Annotated in this window: 17 protein-coding genes; 10 read left to right on the forward strand and 7 right to left on the reverse strand. The window is 73.4% G+C overall.

The genetic code is table 11. From position 1 onward, the window contains the following. Window positions 1-134: 134 nt before the first annotated feature. Window positions 135-2,636 (reverse strand): helicase-associated domain-containing protein, encoded by a 2,502-nt coding sequence (locus ACIGZJ_RS32955; protein WP_396460715.1) that lies wholly within the window; start codon window positions 2,634-2,636, stop codon window positions 135-137. A 154-nt stretch (window positions 2,637-2,790) separates the two neighbouring features. On the opposite strand from ACIGZJ_RS32955, the gene ACIGZJ_RS32960 reads away from it, so the two are divergent. Continuing rightward, complete coding sequence (locus ACIGZJ_RS32960) at window positions 2,791-3,627, forward strand: hypothetical protein (RefSeq protein ID WP_396460716.1); 837 nt, start codon at window positions 2,791-2,793, stop codon at window positions 3,625-3,627. A 49-nt stretch (window positions 3,628-3,676) separates the two neighbouring features. On the opposite strand, the gene ACIGZJ_RS32965 is transcribed toward ACIGZJ_RS32960, so the two are convergent. Next, entirely contained in the window at window positions 3,677-4,312 is a 636-nt protein-coding gene (locus ACIGZJ_RS32965; protein WP_396460717.1) for an NAD(P)-dependent oxidoreductase, read from the reverse strand. Between the two features lie 106 nt (window positions 4,313-4,418). Between ACIGZJ_RS32965 and ACIGZJ_RS32970 the strand changes: the two genes are divergently transcribed. From ACIGZJ_RS32970 to ACIGZJ_RS32980, 3 genes are all read left to right on the forward strand, one after another. Beyond that, on the forward strand, window positions 4,419-5,183 hold the full coding sequence (locus ACIGZJ_RS32970; RefSeq protein WP_396460718.1) for an SDR family NAD(P)-dependent oxidoreductase: 765 nt from the start codon (window positions 4,419-4,421) through the stop codon (window positions 5,181-5,183). A 124-nt stretch (window positions 5,184-5,307) separates the two neighbouring features. Further along, window positions 5,308-5,916 (forward strand): TetR/AcrR family transcriptional regulator, encoded by a 609-nt coding sequence (locus tag ACIGZJ_RS32975; protein ID WP_396460719.1) that lies wholly within the window; start codon window positions 5,308-5,310, stop codon window positions 5,914-5,916. Window positions 5,917-6,035: 119 nt separating this feature from the next. Further along, a complete protein-coding gene (locus ACIGZJ_RS32980; protein WP_396460720.1) occupies window positions 6,036-6,632 on the forward strand; it encodes a dihydrofolate reductase family protein in 597 nt (198 codons plus the stop codon). Between the two features lie 72 nt (window positions 6,633-6,704). On the opposite strand, the gene ACIGZJ_RS32985 is transcribed toward ACIGZJ_RS32980, so the two are convergent. Continuing rightward, window positions 6,705-7,301: a TIGR03086 family metal-binding protein gene (locus ACIGZJ_RS32985; RefSeq protein ID WP_396460721.1), complete on the reverse strand. Its 597-nt coding sequence runs from the start codon at window positions 7,299-7,301 to the stop codon at window positions 6,705-6,707. A gap of 74 nt (window positions 7,302-7,375) precedes the next feature. Between ACIGZJ_RS32985 and ACIGZJ_RS32990 the strand changes: the two genes are divergently transcribed. Next, a complete protein-coding gene (locus ACIGZJ_RS32990; protein ID WP_396460722.1) occupies window positions 7,376-8,170 on the forward strand; it encodes a DUF6597 domain-containing transcriptional factor in 795 nt (264 codons plus the stop codon). 184 nt (window positions 8,171-8,354) lie between these two features. Then, complete coding sequence (locus ACIGZJ_RS32995; protein WP_396460723.1) at window positions 8,355-9,551, forward strand: alpha/beta hydrolase; 1,197 nt, start codon at window positions 8,355-8,357, stop codon at window positions 9,549-9,551. A gap of 30 nt (window positions 9,552-9,581) precedes the next feature. Here ACIGZJ_RS32995 and ACIGZJ_RS33000 read toward each other — a convergent pair whose 3' ends face one another. The 4 genes from ACIGZJ_RS33000 to ACIGZJ_RS33015 form a co-directional block, all read right to left on the reverse strand. Continuing rightward, the gene (locus ACIGZJ_RS33000) at window positions 9,582-9,989 is read right to left on the reverse strand and encodes a hypothetical protein (RefSeq protein WP_396460724.1); all 408 of its coding nucleotides are present in this window, start codon (window positions 9,987-9,989) and stop codon (window positions 9,582-9,584) included. 116 nt (window positions 9,990-10,105) lie between these two features. Next, window positions 10,106-10,897 (reverse strand): ABC transporter permease, encoded by a 792-nt coding sequence (locus ACIGZJ_RS33005; protein WP_396460725.1) that lies wholly within the window; start codon window positions 10,895-10,897, stop codon window positions 10,106-10,108. After that, window positions 10,894-11,859 carry an ATP-binding cassette domain-containing protein gene (locus ACIGZJ_RS33010; RefSeq protein WP_396460726.1) on the reverse strand — a complete coding sequence of 322 codons (966 nt, stop codon included), beginning with the start codon at window positions 11,857-11,859 and terminating at the stop codon, window positions 10,894-10,896. Before ACIGZJ_RS33010 ends, ACIGZJ_RS33005 begins: the two co-directional genes overlap by 4 nt. Before the next feature lie 31 nt (window positions 11,860-11,890). Beyond that, window positions 11,891-12,559 carry a DUF4097 family beta strand repeat-containing protein gene (locus tag ACIGZJ_RS33015; RefSeq protein WP_396460727.1) on the reverse strand — a complete coding sequence of 223 codons (669 nt, stop codon included), beginning with the start codon at window positions 12,557-12,559 and terminating at the stop codon, window positions 11,891-11,893. A gap of 221 nt (window positions 12,560-12,780) precedes the next feature. Here ACIGZJ_RS33015 and ACIGZJ_RS33020 point away from each other — a divergent pair, with 221 nt between their 5' ends. The 4 genes from ACIGZJ_RS33020 to ACIGZJ_RS33035 all read left to right on the forward strand — a co-directional run bounded on the left by ACIGZJ_RS33020 (window position 12,781) and on the right by ACIGZJ_RS33035 (window position 16,333). After that, the gene (locus ACIGZJ_RS33020; RefSeq protein WP_396460728.1) at window positions 12,781-13,533 is read left to right on the forward strand and encodes a helix-turn-helix domain-containing protein; all 753 of its coding nucleotides are present in this window, start codon (window positions 12,781-12,783) and stop codon (window positions 13,531-13,533) included. A gap of 217 nt (window positions 13,534-13,750) precedes the next feature. Next, window positions 13,751-14,458, forward strand: a complete 708-nt coding sequence (locus tag ACIGZJ_RS33025) for a M24 family metallopeptidase (RefSeq protein WP_392940697.1) — start codon at window positions 13,751-13,753, stop codon at window positions 14,456-14,458. Between the two features lie 251 nt (window positions 14,459-14,709). Then, window positions 14,710-15,429 carry a hypothetical protein gene (locus ACIGZJ_RS33030; RefSeq protein WP_396460729.1) on the forward strand — a complete coding sequence of 240 codons (720 nt, stop codon included), beginning with the start codon at window positions 14,710-14,712 and terminating at the stop codon, window positions 15,427-15,429. 166 nt (window positions 15,430-15,595) lie between these two features. Further along, window positions 15,596-16,333, forward strand: a complete 738-nt coding sequence (locus ACIGZJ_RS33035; protein ID WP_396460730.1) for a VOC family protein — start codon at window positions 15,596-15,598, stop codon at window positions 16,331-16,333. The last annotated feature ends 203 nt before the right edge of the window (window positions 16,334-16,536 follow it).

Raw genomic sequence — 16,536 nt, forward strand, 5'->3', positions numbered from 1 at the left:
GCGATCGATCGGCCCTGCGCAAGGGGGAGTTGGGTCGGTGAACCGCCAGGTCGGAGGCGACCGCTCGGGCCCAGGACCGGGGCTGGTGAGTCGACTTACCTCTGATAACTTCTCGGGTTTCGTAACGCCGCCGGTTACTCCTCCAGTTCGGCCACGCCGGTGATGCGGTGGAGGGCGAAGGTGCGGATCTCGTCGGCGTGGTGGTCGAAGGCGGTGACGAACCCGCCCTCGACCTTGACCGGGTCGATGATGCGCTGGCTGGCGAGGCCCTCGGCGTTGAGGTAGCCGATCCAGACCCGCTCGCCGAGCAGGACGGCGGTCTGCAGGGTGGCGAGGGTCTCGGCGGCGGCCGTCCGCGGGACGTGGCGCGAGTCGGGGGTCGGCGGGCGGCGGACGGCGGTGGCGGCCCGGTCGCCGGCCCGGATGGCCTTGATGGCGGCGCCGAGCAGGGTGTCGTCGGGGGTGGGCGGGCCGTCCGGGACGGGCGTGGGGGCCGATCGCGGCGGGGTCCGGTGGCTGTCCGGGCGGGTGATCAGGACGTCGCCCTCGGCGGACTCGGCGGCCGGGGCGTACCCCATGGTGCGCAGGGTGGCGAGCAGGACGTCGGGCGCGGCCTGGGCGGCGAGGACGGTGGGCGCGAGCAGCCGCAGCCGCAGGTCGACGGAGCGGCGGTCGGCGAGCACCTCGGCGAGCAGGGCCGGGTCGTCGCAGCGCAGGTACGAGGAGGCCGCGCCGACCCGCAGGATGCCGTGGCGGCGGGCGACGTCGTCGATCAGGTAGCTGAGCGGCTGCGGGACGGGTGTGCGCGAGTGCTGCTCCAGGAAGCCCTGCAGGTCGGCGGCGCTGCGCCCGGCGTCGAGGGCGCGGCGGACGGAGGTGGGGGTGAACCGGTAGACGGTGGCGCCGCCCTTGGACTCGATGTCGGCGCAGAGGGCGAGCGCCTGGGCGAGCGGGGTGAGCAGCGGGCCGGGGGCGATCGCGGTGAGGTCCGGCTGGAGGATGACGTGGTCCAGCGGCTGCGGCAGCAGCGGGGCGAGCACCTCGGCGGGGTCGGCCTCGCGGGTGAGCAGGGCGCGGGCGGGGGCGGCGAGGGCGCCGCGGCCGGTGATGCCGATCAGCTCGGCCTCGGCGAGGGTCCAGGCGGTGAGGTCGTCGCGCAGCTCGCGGGACGCCCCGGTGGCCGGGCCGCTGCGCAGCGGGCGCTGCCAGCGCAGGGTGGGCAGCAGTTCGTCGGCGGTGGCGGGGGTGCCGGGCGGGAGTTCGGCGAGCAGGGCGAGGGTGGCTCGGCGCACCGACGGGGCCAGGGTGCGGTCGAGTTCGGGGCCGAGCGCGGCGCGCGGCCTGCCCTTGCCGTCGGGGCTGCCGGTGAGCGGGGCGACGCGGGTGGCGGTGAGCCAGCAGGAGGCGAGCCGGGCCCAGCGCTCTGCGGTGTCCTGCTGGAGCCAGGTGTCGTACGCGGGGGTCGGGGCCCAGCGTTCGTCGGCCTCGCCGTCGGCGGCCAGCAGGCCCGAGGCGTAGGCGAGTTCGAGCCAGAAGGCGGTCTGCTGCTCGGTGCTTTCGAGGGCCTGGGCGGTGCGCTTGAGGTCGCGGACGCCGAGGCCGCCGGCCCGCAGGGTGGCCGGGGGGTTGAGGCCCCAGAGGTCGAGCAGTTCCTCGACGATCCGGACGGCGGTGTGGGCCTGGCCGGCCGCGGCGCTGTCCACAGCCTGTGGATCGCGCGGCGCCGCGGCCGGGGCGGGCTCGGGCTGGGCGGGCTCGACCAGCCGGTGGGTGCGGCCGCCGCGCAGGTGCAGGGCGAGTTCGCGGGGCAGCACGACGCTGCCGGGGCTGGTGGGCAGCAGCAGGCCGCGGGCCAGCAGCCACTCGACCGGGCTCTGCGCGTCCTCGGCGGTGACCGGGCGGGTGGCGTCCGGGACGGTACCGGTGGGCGGGCCCCAGACCAGGCGTTCCAGCAGGCGCAGGGCGGGCTCGGGCGCGGTGGCGAGCAGGGCGTCGCAGCGGGCGCGGTCGGTGAGCAGCCCGGTGAGCGCGGCGACCGCGGTGACCGGGTCGGCGGTGGCCGGCAGGCCCGCGGAGGTCAGCAGCTGCTGGAGCCGGGCCGGGGACATCCCGACGGTAGCCTCCGAGAGGGTGGGGCCGAGGCCGGTGCGCCCGGGGTTGGCGGCGGTCGGGGCGAGGGCCTCGCGGACGGCGATGACCAGGCGCAGACCGTTGTCGGGGCCCCAGAGCAGGGCGCGGTCGCGCAGGGTGGTGAGGGCCCGGGGGAGGGCGGCCGCGACGGCGGCGCGGTCGGCGGCGGTGAGCGGGGTGGCGCCGGGGTGCGGCTTGACCTTGGCCGGCCCGGTCAGCAGGGTGCGCACGGTGGCCAGCGGCGCGCCGTCGGGGGCGGCGGCCAGGGCCTCGGCGACCTGGAGGGTGAAGCGGTCCAGGCGTTCCAGGGCGCGCAGGGCGGAGGCGCGGGAGGAGAGCCGGGCGGCGAGCTGGGTGAGGTCGCCGGGCACCGGGTTGAGCAGGTCGGGTCGGGACCGCAGCAGGGTGGCGAGGGCGTCGTCCGGGCGGGTCCGGAGCTCCTCGGCGAGGGTGCGGGGGCCGGCGGGCGCCTTGCCGGTGCGTTGGGGGCCCTGCTGTGTGGTCATTCGACCTAGGTTAGTCGGGCCCGCAGGCGGTGGGGATCCGTCGGCGGGGCGGCGTTCCCGTGGGCGGGCCGGGCTCGCGTGGGCGGCGGCCGGGTGGGTAGCGTCACGATCAGCGGGGACGTGGGCGGGCTCGGGTGAGGCGGGGTGTCGGGTGATGTCGGACGGCGGCGAGTGGTGGCGTAAGCGCGGGCCGTGGAGCGGGCCGTCGGGCGGCGGTGCTTCCGGTGGCGGTGCAGCCGGCGGCGCGGCCGGCGGTGGCGAGGCGGCGGACGAGGACAGCGTGTACGCCTCCGGGGCGCCCGGCGTGCCCGGGATGCCGCCGGCCGCCCCGCCGCCCCGGCCGGCCGCCGACCCGGAGGCCCTGCCGCCGCCGCAGGTGTACACCTCGGCGGACTCGGGCGGCTGGGACTTGGTGATGCTCAACTTCTCGGACACGCCGCAGGCCCCCCCGAAGCCGATCCCGGAGCAGCGGGCGGCCGAGGAGGGCGCGCCGGCGGCGGTCGAGGAGGTGCCGGCGGCGGCCGGTGCGGCCGGTGCGGCCAAGGCGGACCGGGCCGGGCAGGCCGCGGCGAGGGCGGCCGACCGGGCCGCGGCGAGGGCCGCGGCGAAGGCGGAGCGGAGGAGCGCCCGGGGTGCCCGCCGCCCGTCGCCGCTGCTGCTGCTGTCCGCGGCGGTGCTGGTGGGCGGCGCGGTCACCGGGCAGATCCCAGCCATGCTGGTGGGCTGGGCGCTCGGCTACCTGTCCCGGCAACTGACGGACTTCATGCGGAAGTTCGCCATCCTGGGCATCCCGCTGGTGACCATGAGCGCGACCACCGTGTGGTTCTGGGGCCGGGCCCAGGGCCGCTGGGGCCAGGCGCTGCAGCCGGACCAGCAGGTCGGCCAGGTCGCCTGGTCGGCCGCCCCCGGGGTGCTGAAGGTGTCGGCGGTGCTGTCGGCGGTGTTCCTGTTCGTGGTGGCGATGCGGCGCCGCGCCCCCCAGGAGGGCTGAGCCCCGCAGGGCGGCTGAGTCCCGCAGGGCGGTTGAGCCCCGCAGAGACTCAGCCGTCGGCGATGGCGACCAGGTGGCGGAAGGTCTCCGCGGCGCCGAGGTGTCCGACGATCCAGGTGGCGACGGTGGCCCGGGTGGCGGTGCCGGCCTTCGGGAGCGGCAGGCCGTAGGACACCCAGGGGGCGGGCGACGGCGGCCCGTCCTTGAGCATCGGCACCCGGACGACCGTCCAGATCGTGTCGGACTCGGTCAGGACCGCCTCCATCCGGGCCAGGTCGCGGTGGACCTCCCGGTAGAGCCGGTTCACCACCAGCCTGGTGACCACCCGCTGGGCGAGGGGGAGGTGGTCGCTGTCCAGCCCCGCCGAGGACATCGCCACCACGTGCCGCACCCCGCCCGCCCGGGCGGCGGCGACCAGCTCCCGCGCGCCGTCGGAGAACACGGTGGTGGCCGCCCGCCCGGTCGTGCCGAGTGTGGACACCACCGCGTCCTGCCCGGCCAGCGGCGCGTGCAGGGAGCCGGGCCGCTGGACGTCGGCCTGCGCGGTGAGCGGCGTGCCGTGCGCGAAGTCCGGTAGCCGGGAGGGGGTGCGGGCCACCGCGGTGACGGTGTGCCCGGCGGCCAGGGCGAGGTCGACGACCAGGCGGCCGGTGCGTCCGGCGGCGCCGACGACGGCGAGTTTCATCGGGTTGCTCCTCGGGTTTCGGGTCCGGTCCGCCCTTGCCAATTTATTCAGACGGACTGTATGACTGAATCAGTGAACCACAGTCGGACCGAAGGAGCGATGGCATATGGGAGTCCAGTACCCCGACCTGGCCGGCACGGTCGTAGTGATCACCGGGGGCAGTAGAGGAATCGGCGCGGAGACCGCCCGGTCGTTCGCCCGGCAGGGCGCGGCGGTCGCCGTCCTCGGCCGGGACGGCGAGGCCCTGGCCGCCGTCGCGGCGGAGCTGCGCGAGCTCGGCGCGGAGGCGCTCGGCCTGGTCGCCGACTGCACCGACGCCGCCGCGCTCGCCGGGGCCGCCGCCCGGATCGAGGAGGATCTCGGACCGGTCGGCGTCCTCGCGGCCTTCGCCGGGGGAGACGGCTACCCGGTGCCGACCGTCCGGGAGACCGAGGAGCACTGGCGGGCCGTGCTGGACGCCAACCTCAACTCCACCTTCCTGACCGTCCAGGCCTTTCTGCCGGGCCTGCTGAAGCGCGGCGCGGGCTCGGTGGTCACGATGGCCTCGACGGCCGGCCGGCTGCCCAGCGGCTCCTCCGCCGCGTACGCCGCCGCCAAGGCGGGGGTGCTGATGTACACCCGCCACCTGGCCCTGGAGCTGGCGGGCGAGGGCGTCCGGGTCAATGCCATCGCGCCGGGCGCGGTCCGCACCGAGCGGACGGCCGCCGTGATGTCGCCCGAGATCCAGGCCGCGGTCGCCGCCGCGCACCCGCTCGGCCGGCTCGGCGAACCGGAGGACATCGCGTCGGCCACGCTGTTCCTGGCCTCCGAGGCGTCCTCCTGGATCACCGGCCAGACGCTGGACGTCAGCGGCGGGCGGGTCATCGTCTGACGCCCTGCGGCCCCTGTGCTCGCCGATCCCCCGCAGCCGCTCGCGGGGGATCGGCGATACTGCCTGTTCACGAGGTGTCCACGGCCGCGCCCGCGGCCGGGGCGAGCATGTGGAGGCGAGCGCGATGAGCCCCCGGGCCTACCGGATGGGACAGCGGCAGTCGGATGTGGACGAGACGCGTGCGCGGATCGTCCGGGCCGCGCGAGAGCAGTTGACCGAGGCGGGCACCCTCTCGCTGGACGCGGTGGCCCGGCGGGCCGATGTCGCCCGGGCGACCGTCTACTACCAGTTCGGCTCGAAGCCGGTCCTGCTGGAGGCGGTCTGCGACGCGCTCGCCGCCGAGGGCGGGCTGGCGCGGCTCCCCGAGGCGTTCACCCTCGCCGACCCCTGGGCGGCGGTGGACCGCATGGTCGAGATCATGGGCGGCTTCTGGGCGGTGGACCGCGCCTGCACCCGCCGGCTGCGCGCGCTGGCCGCACTGGACGAGGAGGTGGGCCGGGTCGTCGGCGAGCGCGACGCCCGCCGCCGCGAGGGCGCGCGGGTGCTGGTCGGCCGGCTCGACGGCGCGCCGCAGGACGCGGCGGCGCTGCTGTTCGTCCTCACCGGCTTCGAGGCCTTCGACGCGTTGGCGGGCGAGGAGGTCGGGCCGGACGGGGATCTGCGGGCCGCCGTCCCGGCCGCGACGCGGCTGGTGCGGCGCGCACTGGGGGCGCCCGCGGCGGAGACGGGCTGAGGCGCAGGCGGCGGGTGTGGTCCAGGTCACAGAAGATGTTCGGTGTGGAGCGATGAGTCCCGGGCGTCAGGCCGGTCCAACCTCATGTAAGCCCGCAACGAGAACCAGGGAGCGCCACCATGCGCATCGTGATCAGTGAGTTCATCAGCCTCGACGGTGTCGTGCAGGCGCCCGGCGGTCCCCAGGAGGACGTCGACGGCGGCTTCGCCCACGGCGGCTGGTCGCACCCGTTCTTCGACCCGGAGGTGATGGGCGCCGCCATCGGCGAGGCGGCGGGCCGGGCGGAGGCGCTGCTGTTCGGCCGTCGCACCTGGCAGACCATGGCCGGGGCGTGGCCCGACCGGGCCGGCGACCCGTTCGCCGACCAGATGAACGCCTTCCGGAAGTACGTGGTGACCGGGACGCTCGGTGACGACGACATGACCTGGAACAACACCGTCCGGATCCCCGGTGAGGACGCCCTCGCCCGGATCCGGGAGCTGCGCGCGACCGAGGGCGGCGACCTCTCGGTCATGGGGAGCCCCACCCTGGTCCGCACCCTGCTGTCCGAGGGCCTGTTCGACGAGCTCCGGTTGATGATCATGCCGGTGATCCTCGGCGGCGGAAAGCGGATCTTCCCGGAGGACGGGGTGCTGCGCACGCTGGAGCTGGTCTCCACCGTCACCGCCAAGACGGGTGTGCACGTGACCACCTACCGGCCCGCCGGCCAGGCGTAAGCCCTGGAGGGTGTTTGCAAAGTCGCGCCCGGACCTGGTGGGACTTTGCAAACACCCTCCGGCCCCCGCCGGTCAGCCTCCGGCCGGGGTCCAGCGCGGGTCGCGGCCGGAGGCGGCCAGCGCGTGCTCGAAGAGCGGGGCGGTGGCGGGCAGCGGTACCGCGTCGGCGAAGCCGTCGTACTGGCGGAACATCTCCGCGTACTCCTCGACCAGGTCGAGGACCACCCGGGCGAGCCCGTCCGTGACCTCGACCGGCCGACCGGTGGCCGCGGCGACGTCCCAGCCGTGCAGCAGCAGTTCGGCGATCAGCATCCGGGCGATCGCCGTCGCGGGCATCACCGCCCCGCCGCCCAGGTCGATCTCCCCCTCCCAGGCCCGCGGATCGGCCCAGGCCGCCACGGCCCGGTCCAGCTGCTTCGCGTAGTCCTCGGCCCAGGCCGGGTCGGCGGTGAAGTCGCGTTCCGTCAGCTCCTGCGGCAGCTGCTCCCGGCGCGCCCGGTGCTCAAGCCCGTGGGAGGTGTAGAGCACCCAGTGGTTGACCAGGGCGCGGGTGTCGAAGTCCGTGCAGGGGGTGGGCCCGTCCAGCTGCTCCGCGCGGACGCCGTTGGCGATGCGGGTGGCCTCGGCCGCTGCCTGAGCCATCAGGGGGTGGAGTGCGTGACCGTTCATGGGTCGATCCTGGCCCCGTCGTTGGGGCGGGGTCTTGAACAAACACGACGGCCCGAAAGACTAGCCTGGTGGGTATGACAGACCTCGGGCGCGGGGTGCTCCACCCCGACCGGGCGGCAGCCGTGATCAGCCTGGACCGGCACGAGCCCGCCCCGGAGCTGGCGCGGGTCGTCGAGTTCTACTGGATGGTGGGCTGGGACCGCCGCGGCCTGCCCGCCTACGAGCAGCAGGTGCTCTCCCACCCCAACGTCCACCTGGTCTTCGAGGCGCCGGCGGCCCGCGTCTACGGGGTCGACCGGTCGCTGTTCGTACGCCGGCTGGAGGGGGCGGGCCGGGCGCTGGGGGTCAAGTTCCGCCCGGGCGGCTTCCGCGCGTTCACCGACCGCCCGGTGACCGCTCTTGCCGACCGGTCGGTACCCGCGGCCGGGATCTTCGGGCCCGAGGTGGACCGGTTGAACGCGGCGGTGCTGGAGGGCGTCGAGGATCTCGCCGCGCTGGCCGCCCGGGTCGACGCCTTCCTCCTCGACCGCCTGCCCGCGCCCGATCCGGCGGCGGAGCAGGCCGCCGCGATGGTGGAGCGCATCACCGGGTCCGCCGACCTGCGCCGGGTGGACCAGGTGGCCGGGGAGTTCGGCATCACCGTGCGCCGGCTGCAGAGGCTGTTCGCCGAGTACGTCGGCGCCCCGCCCAAGTGGGTCCTGCGCCGGGCCCGGCTGCACGAGGCCGCCCGCCGCGCCGACCTGGGCGCGGACGTCGACTGGGCGGCGCTCGCCGTGGAGCTCGGCTACGCGGACCAGGCGCATTTCACCCGGGACTTCACGGCGGCGGTGGGGACTTCACCGGCCCGCTACGCCGGGGGCGGCCAGTAGGCCTCTGCCGGCGCGCGATTACCGGGCGCGCCTGTTCCGTGACGAACCTTCATGGAATTCACGGCCGCCGGGTGGGCTCCCAGCCCTTTCCCAGGAACGGGCAACCGAACGACTGTTCCGGGCCGTCCCCCATGTCGGCGGGCATTCGGGCCCGGGCGGCACAGGAGCTGGGTACCGGTACGCGATGAATCTGACAGGCACGCCCTTCCTCGTTCTCACGATTGTTCTGTTCGTGGCCTCCGTCGCGCTGGCAATGGCGCAGTGGGGCGGCGACTGGGCCTTTCTCGGGCGGTTGGCCGCCGCCCGGCGGCGGAGCGGCCCGCTGCGGGTGCTGTCCTGTCTCGGGACGGTCCTGCTCTGTCAGTTCACCGCCGTGGCCATGGTCTTCGTCCTGGTCAACAACGAGAACCAGCTCTACGACAGCTGGGGCGACCTGCTGGGCACCTCCAACCACGTCCGGGCCGTCCCCGTGCCGCCGAAGGACGAGGGCCTCGCCGGGGACCGCGCCGCGGCGCCCGGTACCGCCGCACCCGGCGCCCCGACCGCCCCGGCCGCCACCGCCCCGCCCAAGACGGCACAGGCCTTCCACGCCCCGGACTCGGACGCCGTACCCAGGAGCGTGAAGCAGGCCGACCTCAAGGGCCGGCTCTCCGGCGTCGACGGCGAGGTCCTGGTCTGGACGCCCCCGCAGTACGACGACCCCGCGCACAAGGACCGGACCTTCCCGGTCGTCGAGCTGCTGGCCGGCTACCCCGGTGCCTCCAGCGCCTGGTTCGGCGACACCATGGACGCGATCGGCCAGCTCGAACCGCTGATGAAGTCCGGCCAGGTGACCCCCTTCATCCTGGTCGCGCCCCGGGTCACCCTGCTCGGCAAGACCGACACCGGCTGCGCCGACGTCCCGGGCCGGGTCAACGCCGACACCTGGTTCTCGCGGGACGTCCCGCAGATGGTCGTGGACAACTTCCGGGCCGACACCACCCCGGACCGCTGGGCCCTGGCCGGCTACTCGGCGGGCGCCCACTGCGCCTCCCGCCTCGCCCTCGCCCACCCCAACCGCTACCGCGCGGGGATCAGCATGTCCGGCTACAACGACCCGGCGGGCGAGCCCTCCTCGCTGACCGCCAAGGACCACCAGCTGCGGGAGACCTCCAACCCGCTCTACCTGCTCACCCACGCCCCGACCCCGCCGAACGTCTCGCTCTACGTGACCGGCAAGCGGGGCGACGGGCTGGAGGACGCGACGGCCCTCCAGCAGGCGGCGAAGAGCCCGACCACCGTCACCCCGGTCGAGACCACCGGCCCGCACCTGACCTCGACGTGGAAGCCGCTGGTCGTCCCGGCCTTCAAGTGGCTGACGGGGATCATCGCGCCCCGCTAGCGCCTTCGGGCGGACGGCACTGAGTGGGTGTCAGCCACCGCTCACCGGCCGCACGGTGGTTCCCACCGTCCGCGGCCGGGGGACGAAGGAGGACACCAGCACGGGGTCGCCGGGGCGGAAGCGCACCAGGCACCGCGGGCAGTGGAAGACCTGCGTCCGCTGCCCCGATCCCGCCCGGACGACCGCCCTTGCGGTGAGGGCGCCGACGGCCAGCCCCCCGGCGAGCAGCAGCGCCCCGAGCCAGGGCCGTCCCGTGGTCAGCCACGCCCACCCGTACGCGATGAGCACCGCCGAGGCGGCCAGCCGCAGCGGGCGGGCCGTGCGCCTGACGGGTCGGCGGTTCTCCTCGAAGCCCGCCAGCCGCGCGGACTCCTCGCACCGCGGGCAGGCCGCCCCGGGCGGTGTGGCGTGGTCGGTGTTCCCGGCGGTCGGCTCCATGCCGCACACGCTAGCGTGCCGCAAACGCGAACGGGCGGCGCACTCCGGCGCATTGCCGGTGTGCGCCGCCCTGGGCGGTGCGGGGGCGCGGGAGGTTTCCCGCGTCGTCATGGCGGTTACTTCGGGTCGCGGTTGAACGTCGAGGTCGACCAGCGGTAGCCGAGGGCGGCCAGGCCCAGGCACCAGGCGACGGCGAGCCAGCCGTTGTGGCCGATCTCCGAGCCGAGCAGCAGGCCGCGGAGGGTCTCGATGGCGGGCGTGAACGGCTGGTACTCGGCGACCGGCTGGAACCAGCCCGGCATGGAGTGGATCGGGGTGAAGGCGCTGGACAGCAGCGGCAGCAGGATCAGCGGCATCGCGGTGTTGCTGGCGGCCTCGGCGTTCGGGCTGATCAGGCCCATGCCGACCGCGATCCAGGTCAGCGCCGTGGCGAACAGGACAAGCAGGCCGAACGCCGCCAGCCACTCCAGCGCGGTGGCGTCAGTCGAGCGGAAGCCGATGGCCACCGCGACGGCGCCCACCAGGACCACGCTGGCGACCGACTGCAGCACGCTGCCGACGACGTGCCCGATCAGCACCGAGGGGCGGTGGATCGCCATCGTGCGGAACCGGGCGATGATGCCCTCGCTCATGTCCGTGGAGACGGACACCGCGGTTCCGACGACGGTGCTGCCGATGGTCATCAGCAGCAGACCCGGGACGACGTAGGCGATGTAGGCGGAGCGGTCCGCGGTGCCGCCGCCGATGCCGGCGCTCATCGTGTCTCCGAAGATGTAGACGAAGAGCAGCAGCAGCATGATCGGGGTGAGCAGCAGGTTCAGCGTGAGCGAGGGGTAGCGCCGGGCGTGCAGGAGGTTGCGGCGCAGCATGGTGTTGGAGTCGCGCAGGGCGAGGGAGAGGTTGCTCATCGGACGGTCTCCTTGGACTGGTTCGGCACGGTGGCGGCGTCGGTGGTGTCGGTGAGGGCGAAGAAGACGTCGTCGAGGTCGGGGGTGTGGACGGTCAGCTCGTTCGCCTCGATGCCGGCCGAGTCCAACCGGTCGAGGATGGCGCGCAGTTCGCGCTGGCTGCCGCCGCTGGGGAGCTGCAGGGACAGGGCCTCGTCGTTGCGGGTGGTCTCGCGCAGGGCGGTGGCGGCGGCCTGGTAGGCGGCCGGGTCGGTGAAGCGCAGGCGGACGTGGCCGCCGGGGACGAGCCGCTTGAGCTCCTCGGCGGTGCCCTGGGCGGCGATCCGGCCGTCGTTGAGGACGGCGATGCGGTCGGCGAGTTCGTCGGCCTCGTCCAGGTACTGGGTGGTGAGGAAGACGGTGGTGCCGCCGGAGACCAGCTCGCGGATGATCCCCCACATGGTGTGGCGTGAGCGCGGGTCGAGGCCGGTGGTCGGCTCGTCGAGGAAGATGATCCGCGGGCTGCCGACCAGGGTCATGGCGATGTCCAGGCGGCGCTTCATGCCGCCGGAGTAGCTTGCGGCGGGCTTCTTCGCGGCGTCCACCAGGTCGAATCGCTCCAGGAGTTCGGCGGCGGTGCGCCGGCCCTCGCTGCGGGAGAGGTGGTGCAGGTCCGCCATCAGGAGCATGTTCTCCTCGCCGGTGATCAGGCCGTCGACGGCCGAGAACTGGCCGGTGACGCCGATCGCCGCGCGCACCGCCTGCGGGTCGGTGGCCAGGTCGTGGCCGCCGACGCGCAGTTCGCCGGCGTCGGCGGAGACGAGGGTGGAGAGGATCTTGACGGCGGTGGTCTTGCCGGCGCCGTTCGGGCCGAGCAGGGAGAAGATCGTGCCGGCCGGCACCGCAAGGTCGATGCCGTCGAGGACGACCTTGTCACCGTAGGACTTGCGCAACCCGTTCGCCGCGATGGCCAGGTCGGTCATGAGAGGTGCTCCTTCTGGGGCTGCGGGGTGATCAGAGGCTGCGGGCGGTGACGTTGCCGTAGGAGGTGGTCGCGTGGATGGCCAGCTCGGGGGTGCCGTCGGTGTTGCGGAGGGCGTTGTGGATCCGGCCGTAGGCGGTGCCGGCGTCCAGGGAGGCGGAGCTGCCGCGGGCGGCGCCGACCTCGATCTCGCCGTACTCGGTGCGCAGTTCGACCGCGCCGCGGACGGCCTCGGTGATCCGGATGTCGCCCTTCTGGGTGCTGATCTGCGCGGGGCCGGCGAGGCGGCCGACCGCGACGTCGCCGGCCATGACGGTGAGGCGGGCGCTCGCGGCCTCGTCGAGCTTGACGGTGCTCTGGGCGGCCTCGAAGGCGACGTCGCCGAGCCGTCCGACGCCGCGGAGTTCGGCGCTGGCCGCCTTCGCCTCGATGCGGGAGCCGGCGGGGAGCTGGACGGTGATCTCGACGGATCCGGAGTTGCCGAGGATCTGGTTCCTCGCCGGTGCGGCCTGGATCCGCAGGACGCCGTCGGCGTACTCGACGGTGGTCTGCTCGGCGGCCTTCACGTCGCGGCCCTTGGCGGCGTTCGCGGGCAGGACCTCGACGGCGGTGTCGGCGCGGTCGGCGGCGATGAAGCGGATCCGCCCGGCGGGGATGTCGAGGACGGCGGCGATCGGGGCGGGGGTGGCGAACTTCTGCATCGTGCTCTCCTGTGACTCGTTGTTTCGAACGAGGGAAAAGCTACGTTGCTTTCCAAGTGTGTGCAATAAGCTCGTTGCTCCGAAGATGCATCTTCGCAGCTCAGCGGTGCAATATCGTTGCGGTAGGGCTGAATCAAATGCAACGACACCCGTCGTTGCGTTGCAATGAAGTGGCAGTGAACGCTATGCTGAAGACACCACGGACCACGAAGGAGACCGCGATGCCGGGAGGCAGACTCACCCAGCAGGAACGCCAGCAGATCGCGCTGGGGCTGGCCGACGGCCTGGCCTACGCGGAGATCGCCAGACGCCTGGACCGGCCGACCTCGACCGTCACACGCGAGGTCATGCGCAACGGCGGCCCCACCGCCTACCGCGCCGACCTGGCCCATCGGGCCACCGAGCGCCGCACCCACCGGCGCAGGCCGACCGCGCCGCGGGGGGCGGAGGCGTCCCCGCAGGCCCACGGGCGCGACGCCGAGGCGGTGCGCGAGTTCGAGGAGACGTTCACGACCGTCCTCATAGCGTCGGGGATGCCCAAGATGATGGCCCGGGTGATGGCCTGTCTGACCCTCACCGACGCGGGCAGCCTCACCGCGTCGGAACTGGCCCAGCACCTCCAGGTCAGTCCGGCGTCCATCTCCAAGGCGATCACGTTCCTCGACGAGCAGGGACTCGTCCGCCGGGAGCGTGACGAGCGCCGCCGCGAGCGCTACGCCGTCGACGACGACGTCTGGTACCAGTCGATGATGGCCAGCGCCCGCTCCACCGCCCAGATCGTCGGGATCGCCCGGGAGGGCGTCGGCGTCCTCGGCGGCGCCACCCCGGCCGGCACCCGCCTGGAGAACATCGCCCGCTTCCTCGACTTCGTCACCGAGAGCATCACCCGCGCCGCGGAGCAGGCCCGCGAGATCCTCCACACGAAGGCCGAAGCGCCCGGGGGCGCCGCGGAGCCGGATGCGGATCGCGGGTAGGCGGTCGTCCGGCAGAGGGGGGGGCGGACGGGTCGCGCCGGCTGGGCGCGACCCGTCCGGTTCGCGGATGCGTGCGGGTTCGGCCGTAAGGCACCGCAGGTGTGAGGTGGATTGCGATCATGGCGTGGAGGGGGGTGGGGCCGGGGTCTGAGCGTGACCCGGCCGTACTCCACCGCGCTGGTGGCAGCACCATCACATGCGAAAGAGGTCATCCGACATGGCAGTTGAGACATCCCAGGCGCGTGAGATCGAGCGGGCCGAGGGCCTGGTGGCGGCGCAGGAGAAGGCGATAGCCCTGTTCGCGGAGGTGGAGGCCCGCGGCCTGGTCGCCCCGGGCGTGGGGGAGCGGGAGGCCAGCGACCGGATCCGAGACCTGGCCAACGAGATGTTCGGCACCACCAAGCACTGGCACAAGCGCATCGTCCGTTCCGGGCCGAACACCCTTGCGCCCTACCAGGAGAACCCGCCGGACCGGGTCATCGGTGCGGATGACATCGCCTTCGCCGACTTCGGGCCCATCTTCGAGGAGTACGAGGCAGACTTCGGGCGGACGTACGTCTTCGGTGGGGATCCGGAGAAGCTCCGGCTCCAGCGGGACCTCCCGCGCATCTTCGACGCCGGGCGGGCGTTCTTCGCCGCGCACCCGGACATCACCGGCGCGCAGCTGTACGCGGAGGTCGAACGCCTTGCCACCGAGGCCGGTTGGACGATCGGCATCTGGCACGCGGGCCACCTCGTCGGGGAGTTCCCCCATGAGACCAATGACGGCGCCAAGTCCGAGTCGTACATCAATCCGGAGAACCACAACCCGCTGCGCCGGACGGACCGGAAGGGCGCGGTCTGCCACTGGATCCTGGAGCTGCACCTGGTGGAGAGCGAGCGCGGCTTCGGCGGCTTCTACGAGCAGCTGCTGGATCTCGGGTGACGGTCGGTGTTCGCGGCGCGGTCCTCGTTCACTTGGGCGAGGGCCGCTCGGCTCCTTGAGGGGCTGGGGGGAAGCCGCTGGTCAGATGGGGGCGGGGCAGTGACTGCCGAGGAGGGGGCGCTCCGAGGCCCTCTGGTACCCCTGGATCGACTCTGACACCATCTCAGCCGAGATGATCAGACAAGCAGGCCGACAGGTCATCTCAGCTGCGTCAACGTACTCGTAGAGCGTCGAGAAGATCTGAGGCTGGAATGAAGACCTTACGGAACCGCATCCCGCATCTGTTTGCGGCCGTGCTCCTGCTGCTTGGCGTGATGACCGCCGCAGGTTCGCAGGCACAGGCAACCCCGCAGCGGCTCACCGGCAGCGCCACCGTCTGCTCCAACTCCCCCATCCCGGCCGGGTGGGTCATCACCTGGTCGTACAGCAGCAACAGCTGTCCCGGCACCGGCGTCGCCTACAACATCACCGACTCGGCCGGGCAGACCAGCATCGGTGTGTGTTCGATGAGCCCGATTCCGCCGGGCTGGGTGATCACGTGGTCGTACAGCACCAACAGCTGCGTGGGTACGGGGGTCGGTTACACGATCAACAACACTGCGAACGCCACCAGCATGGGCGTGTGTTCGATGAGCCCGATTCCGCCGGGCTGGGTGATCACCTGGTCGTACAGCACCAACAGCTGCGTGGGTACGGGGGTCGGTTACACGATCAACAACACTGCGAACGCCACCAGCATGGGTGTGTGTTCGATGACGCCGATTCCGCCGGGCTGGGTGATCACCTGGTCGTACAGCACCAACAGCTGTGTCGGTACCGGGGTGGGTTACACGATCAACAACACCGCCAACCTCACCAGCGCCGACGTGTGCTCCTTCTCGCCCATCCCCACCGGGTGGGTTGTCACGAGGTCGTACAGCACCAACAGCTGCGTCGGCAGCGGCTACGCCTACTCGATCCGCAAGGCCTGACTTTCCACCGTCGGCTTCGGCCGGGTTCCCGTGAAGCATGCCCGGGGGCCGTTGCTTTGACCTGATGGACGGGTGTTGCGCGGCCCTCGCCCACTGAGCGGGGGCCGCGCTCGTCGGGGGGGGCGGGAAGTCGGGCCCGCCGACTTCAGCTTCTAGGATCTGCGGCATGGCAACACGACTTGTGCAGATCAACATGAAGGCCCAGGACGACTCCGTGCTCGGCCGGTTCTGGGCGGAGGCGCTCGGTTGGGGAATCGACAGCGAGGGACCGGGCGTCACCAACCTCGAACCCGTGGGCTTCGCCTACCCCGACCCCGTGGCCGTCTGCATCGACATCATCGCCCGCCCGGAACCCAAAACGGTGAAGAACCGGGTGCACCTTGATCTGGCCACCACCTCGACCGCCCATCAGGCGGAGTTGGTCGCGCGCCTGAAGGATCTCGGCGCGACGCTCGCCGACGTGGGTCAGGGCGACGTCCCGTGGACGGTCATGGCCGACCCGGAGGGCAACGAGTTCTGCGTCCTGGAGCCCCGCCCGATCTACCGGGACACCGGACCGATCGCCGCGGTGGTGGTCGACTGCACCGACCCGCGAGGGATGGCCCGGTTCTGGGACCAGGCGATGGACTGGACGCTGCACGAGGTCACCGACGACCGGGCGACCATGCGGTCCGCCCAAGGCGTCGGCCCCTACCTGGAGTTCATCCGCACACCCGACACCAAGAGCGGGTGGAACCGCGTCCACCTCGACGTCAGCCCCTACCCCGGCGACGACCCGGCGGCAGAGGAGGCCCGACTGCGGGCCCTGGGGGCCACCGACCCCGGTATCGACCAGTCCGCGATCTCCTGGACGGTTCTGGCCGACCCGGAAGGCAACGAGTTCTGCCTCCTTAGCCCTCGCTGACCTTGAGCAGCGGCCCCGGGCTCGGTGAGTGCGGGCGTTGTCCTGCGGCGGCGGGGGGGGGGGGGGGGGGGGGGGGGGGGCCCCCCCCCCGCCGGGGGGCCCCCCGCGCGGGGGGGGGGGGGGGGGGGGGGGGGGGGGGCGGGTGGGGGGGGGGGGGGGGGGGGGGGGGGGGGGGGGGGGGGGGGGGGGGGGGGGGGGGACGT

This window comes from Kitasatospora sp. NPDC052868, from assembly GCF_044547105.1.
Taxonomy (GTDB): Bacteria; Actinomycetota; Actinomycetes; order Streptomycetales; family Streptomycetaceae; genus Kitasatospora.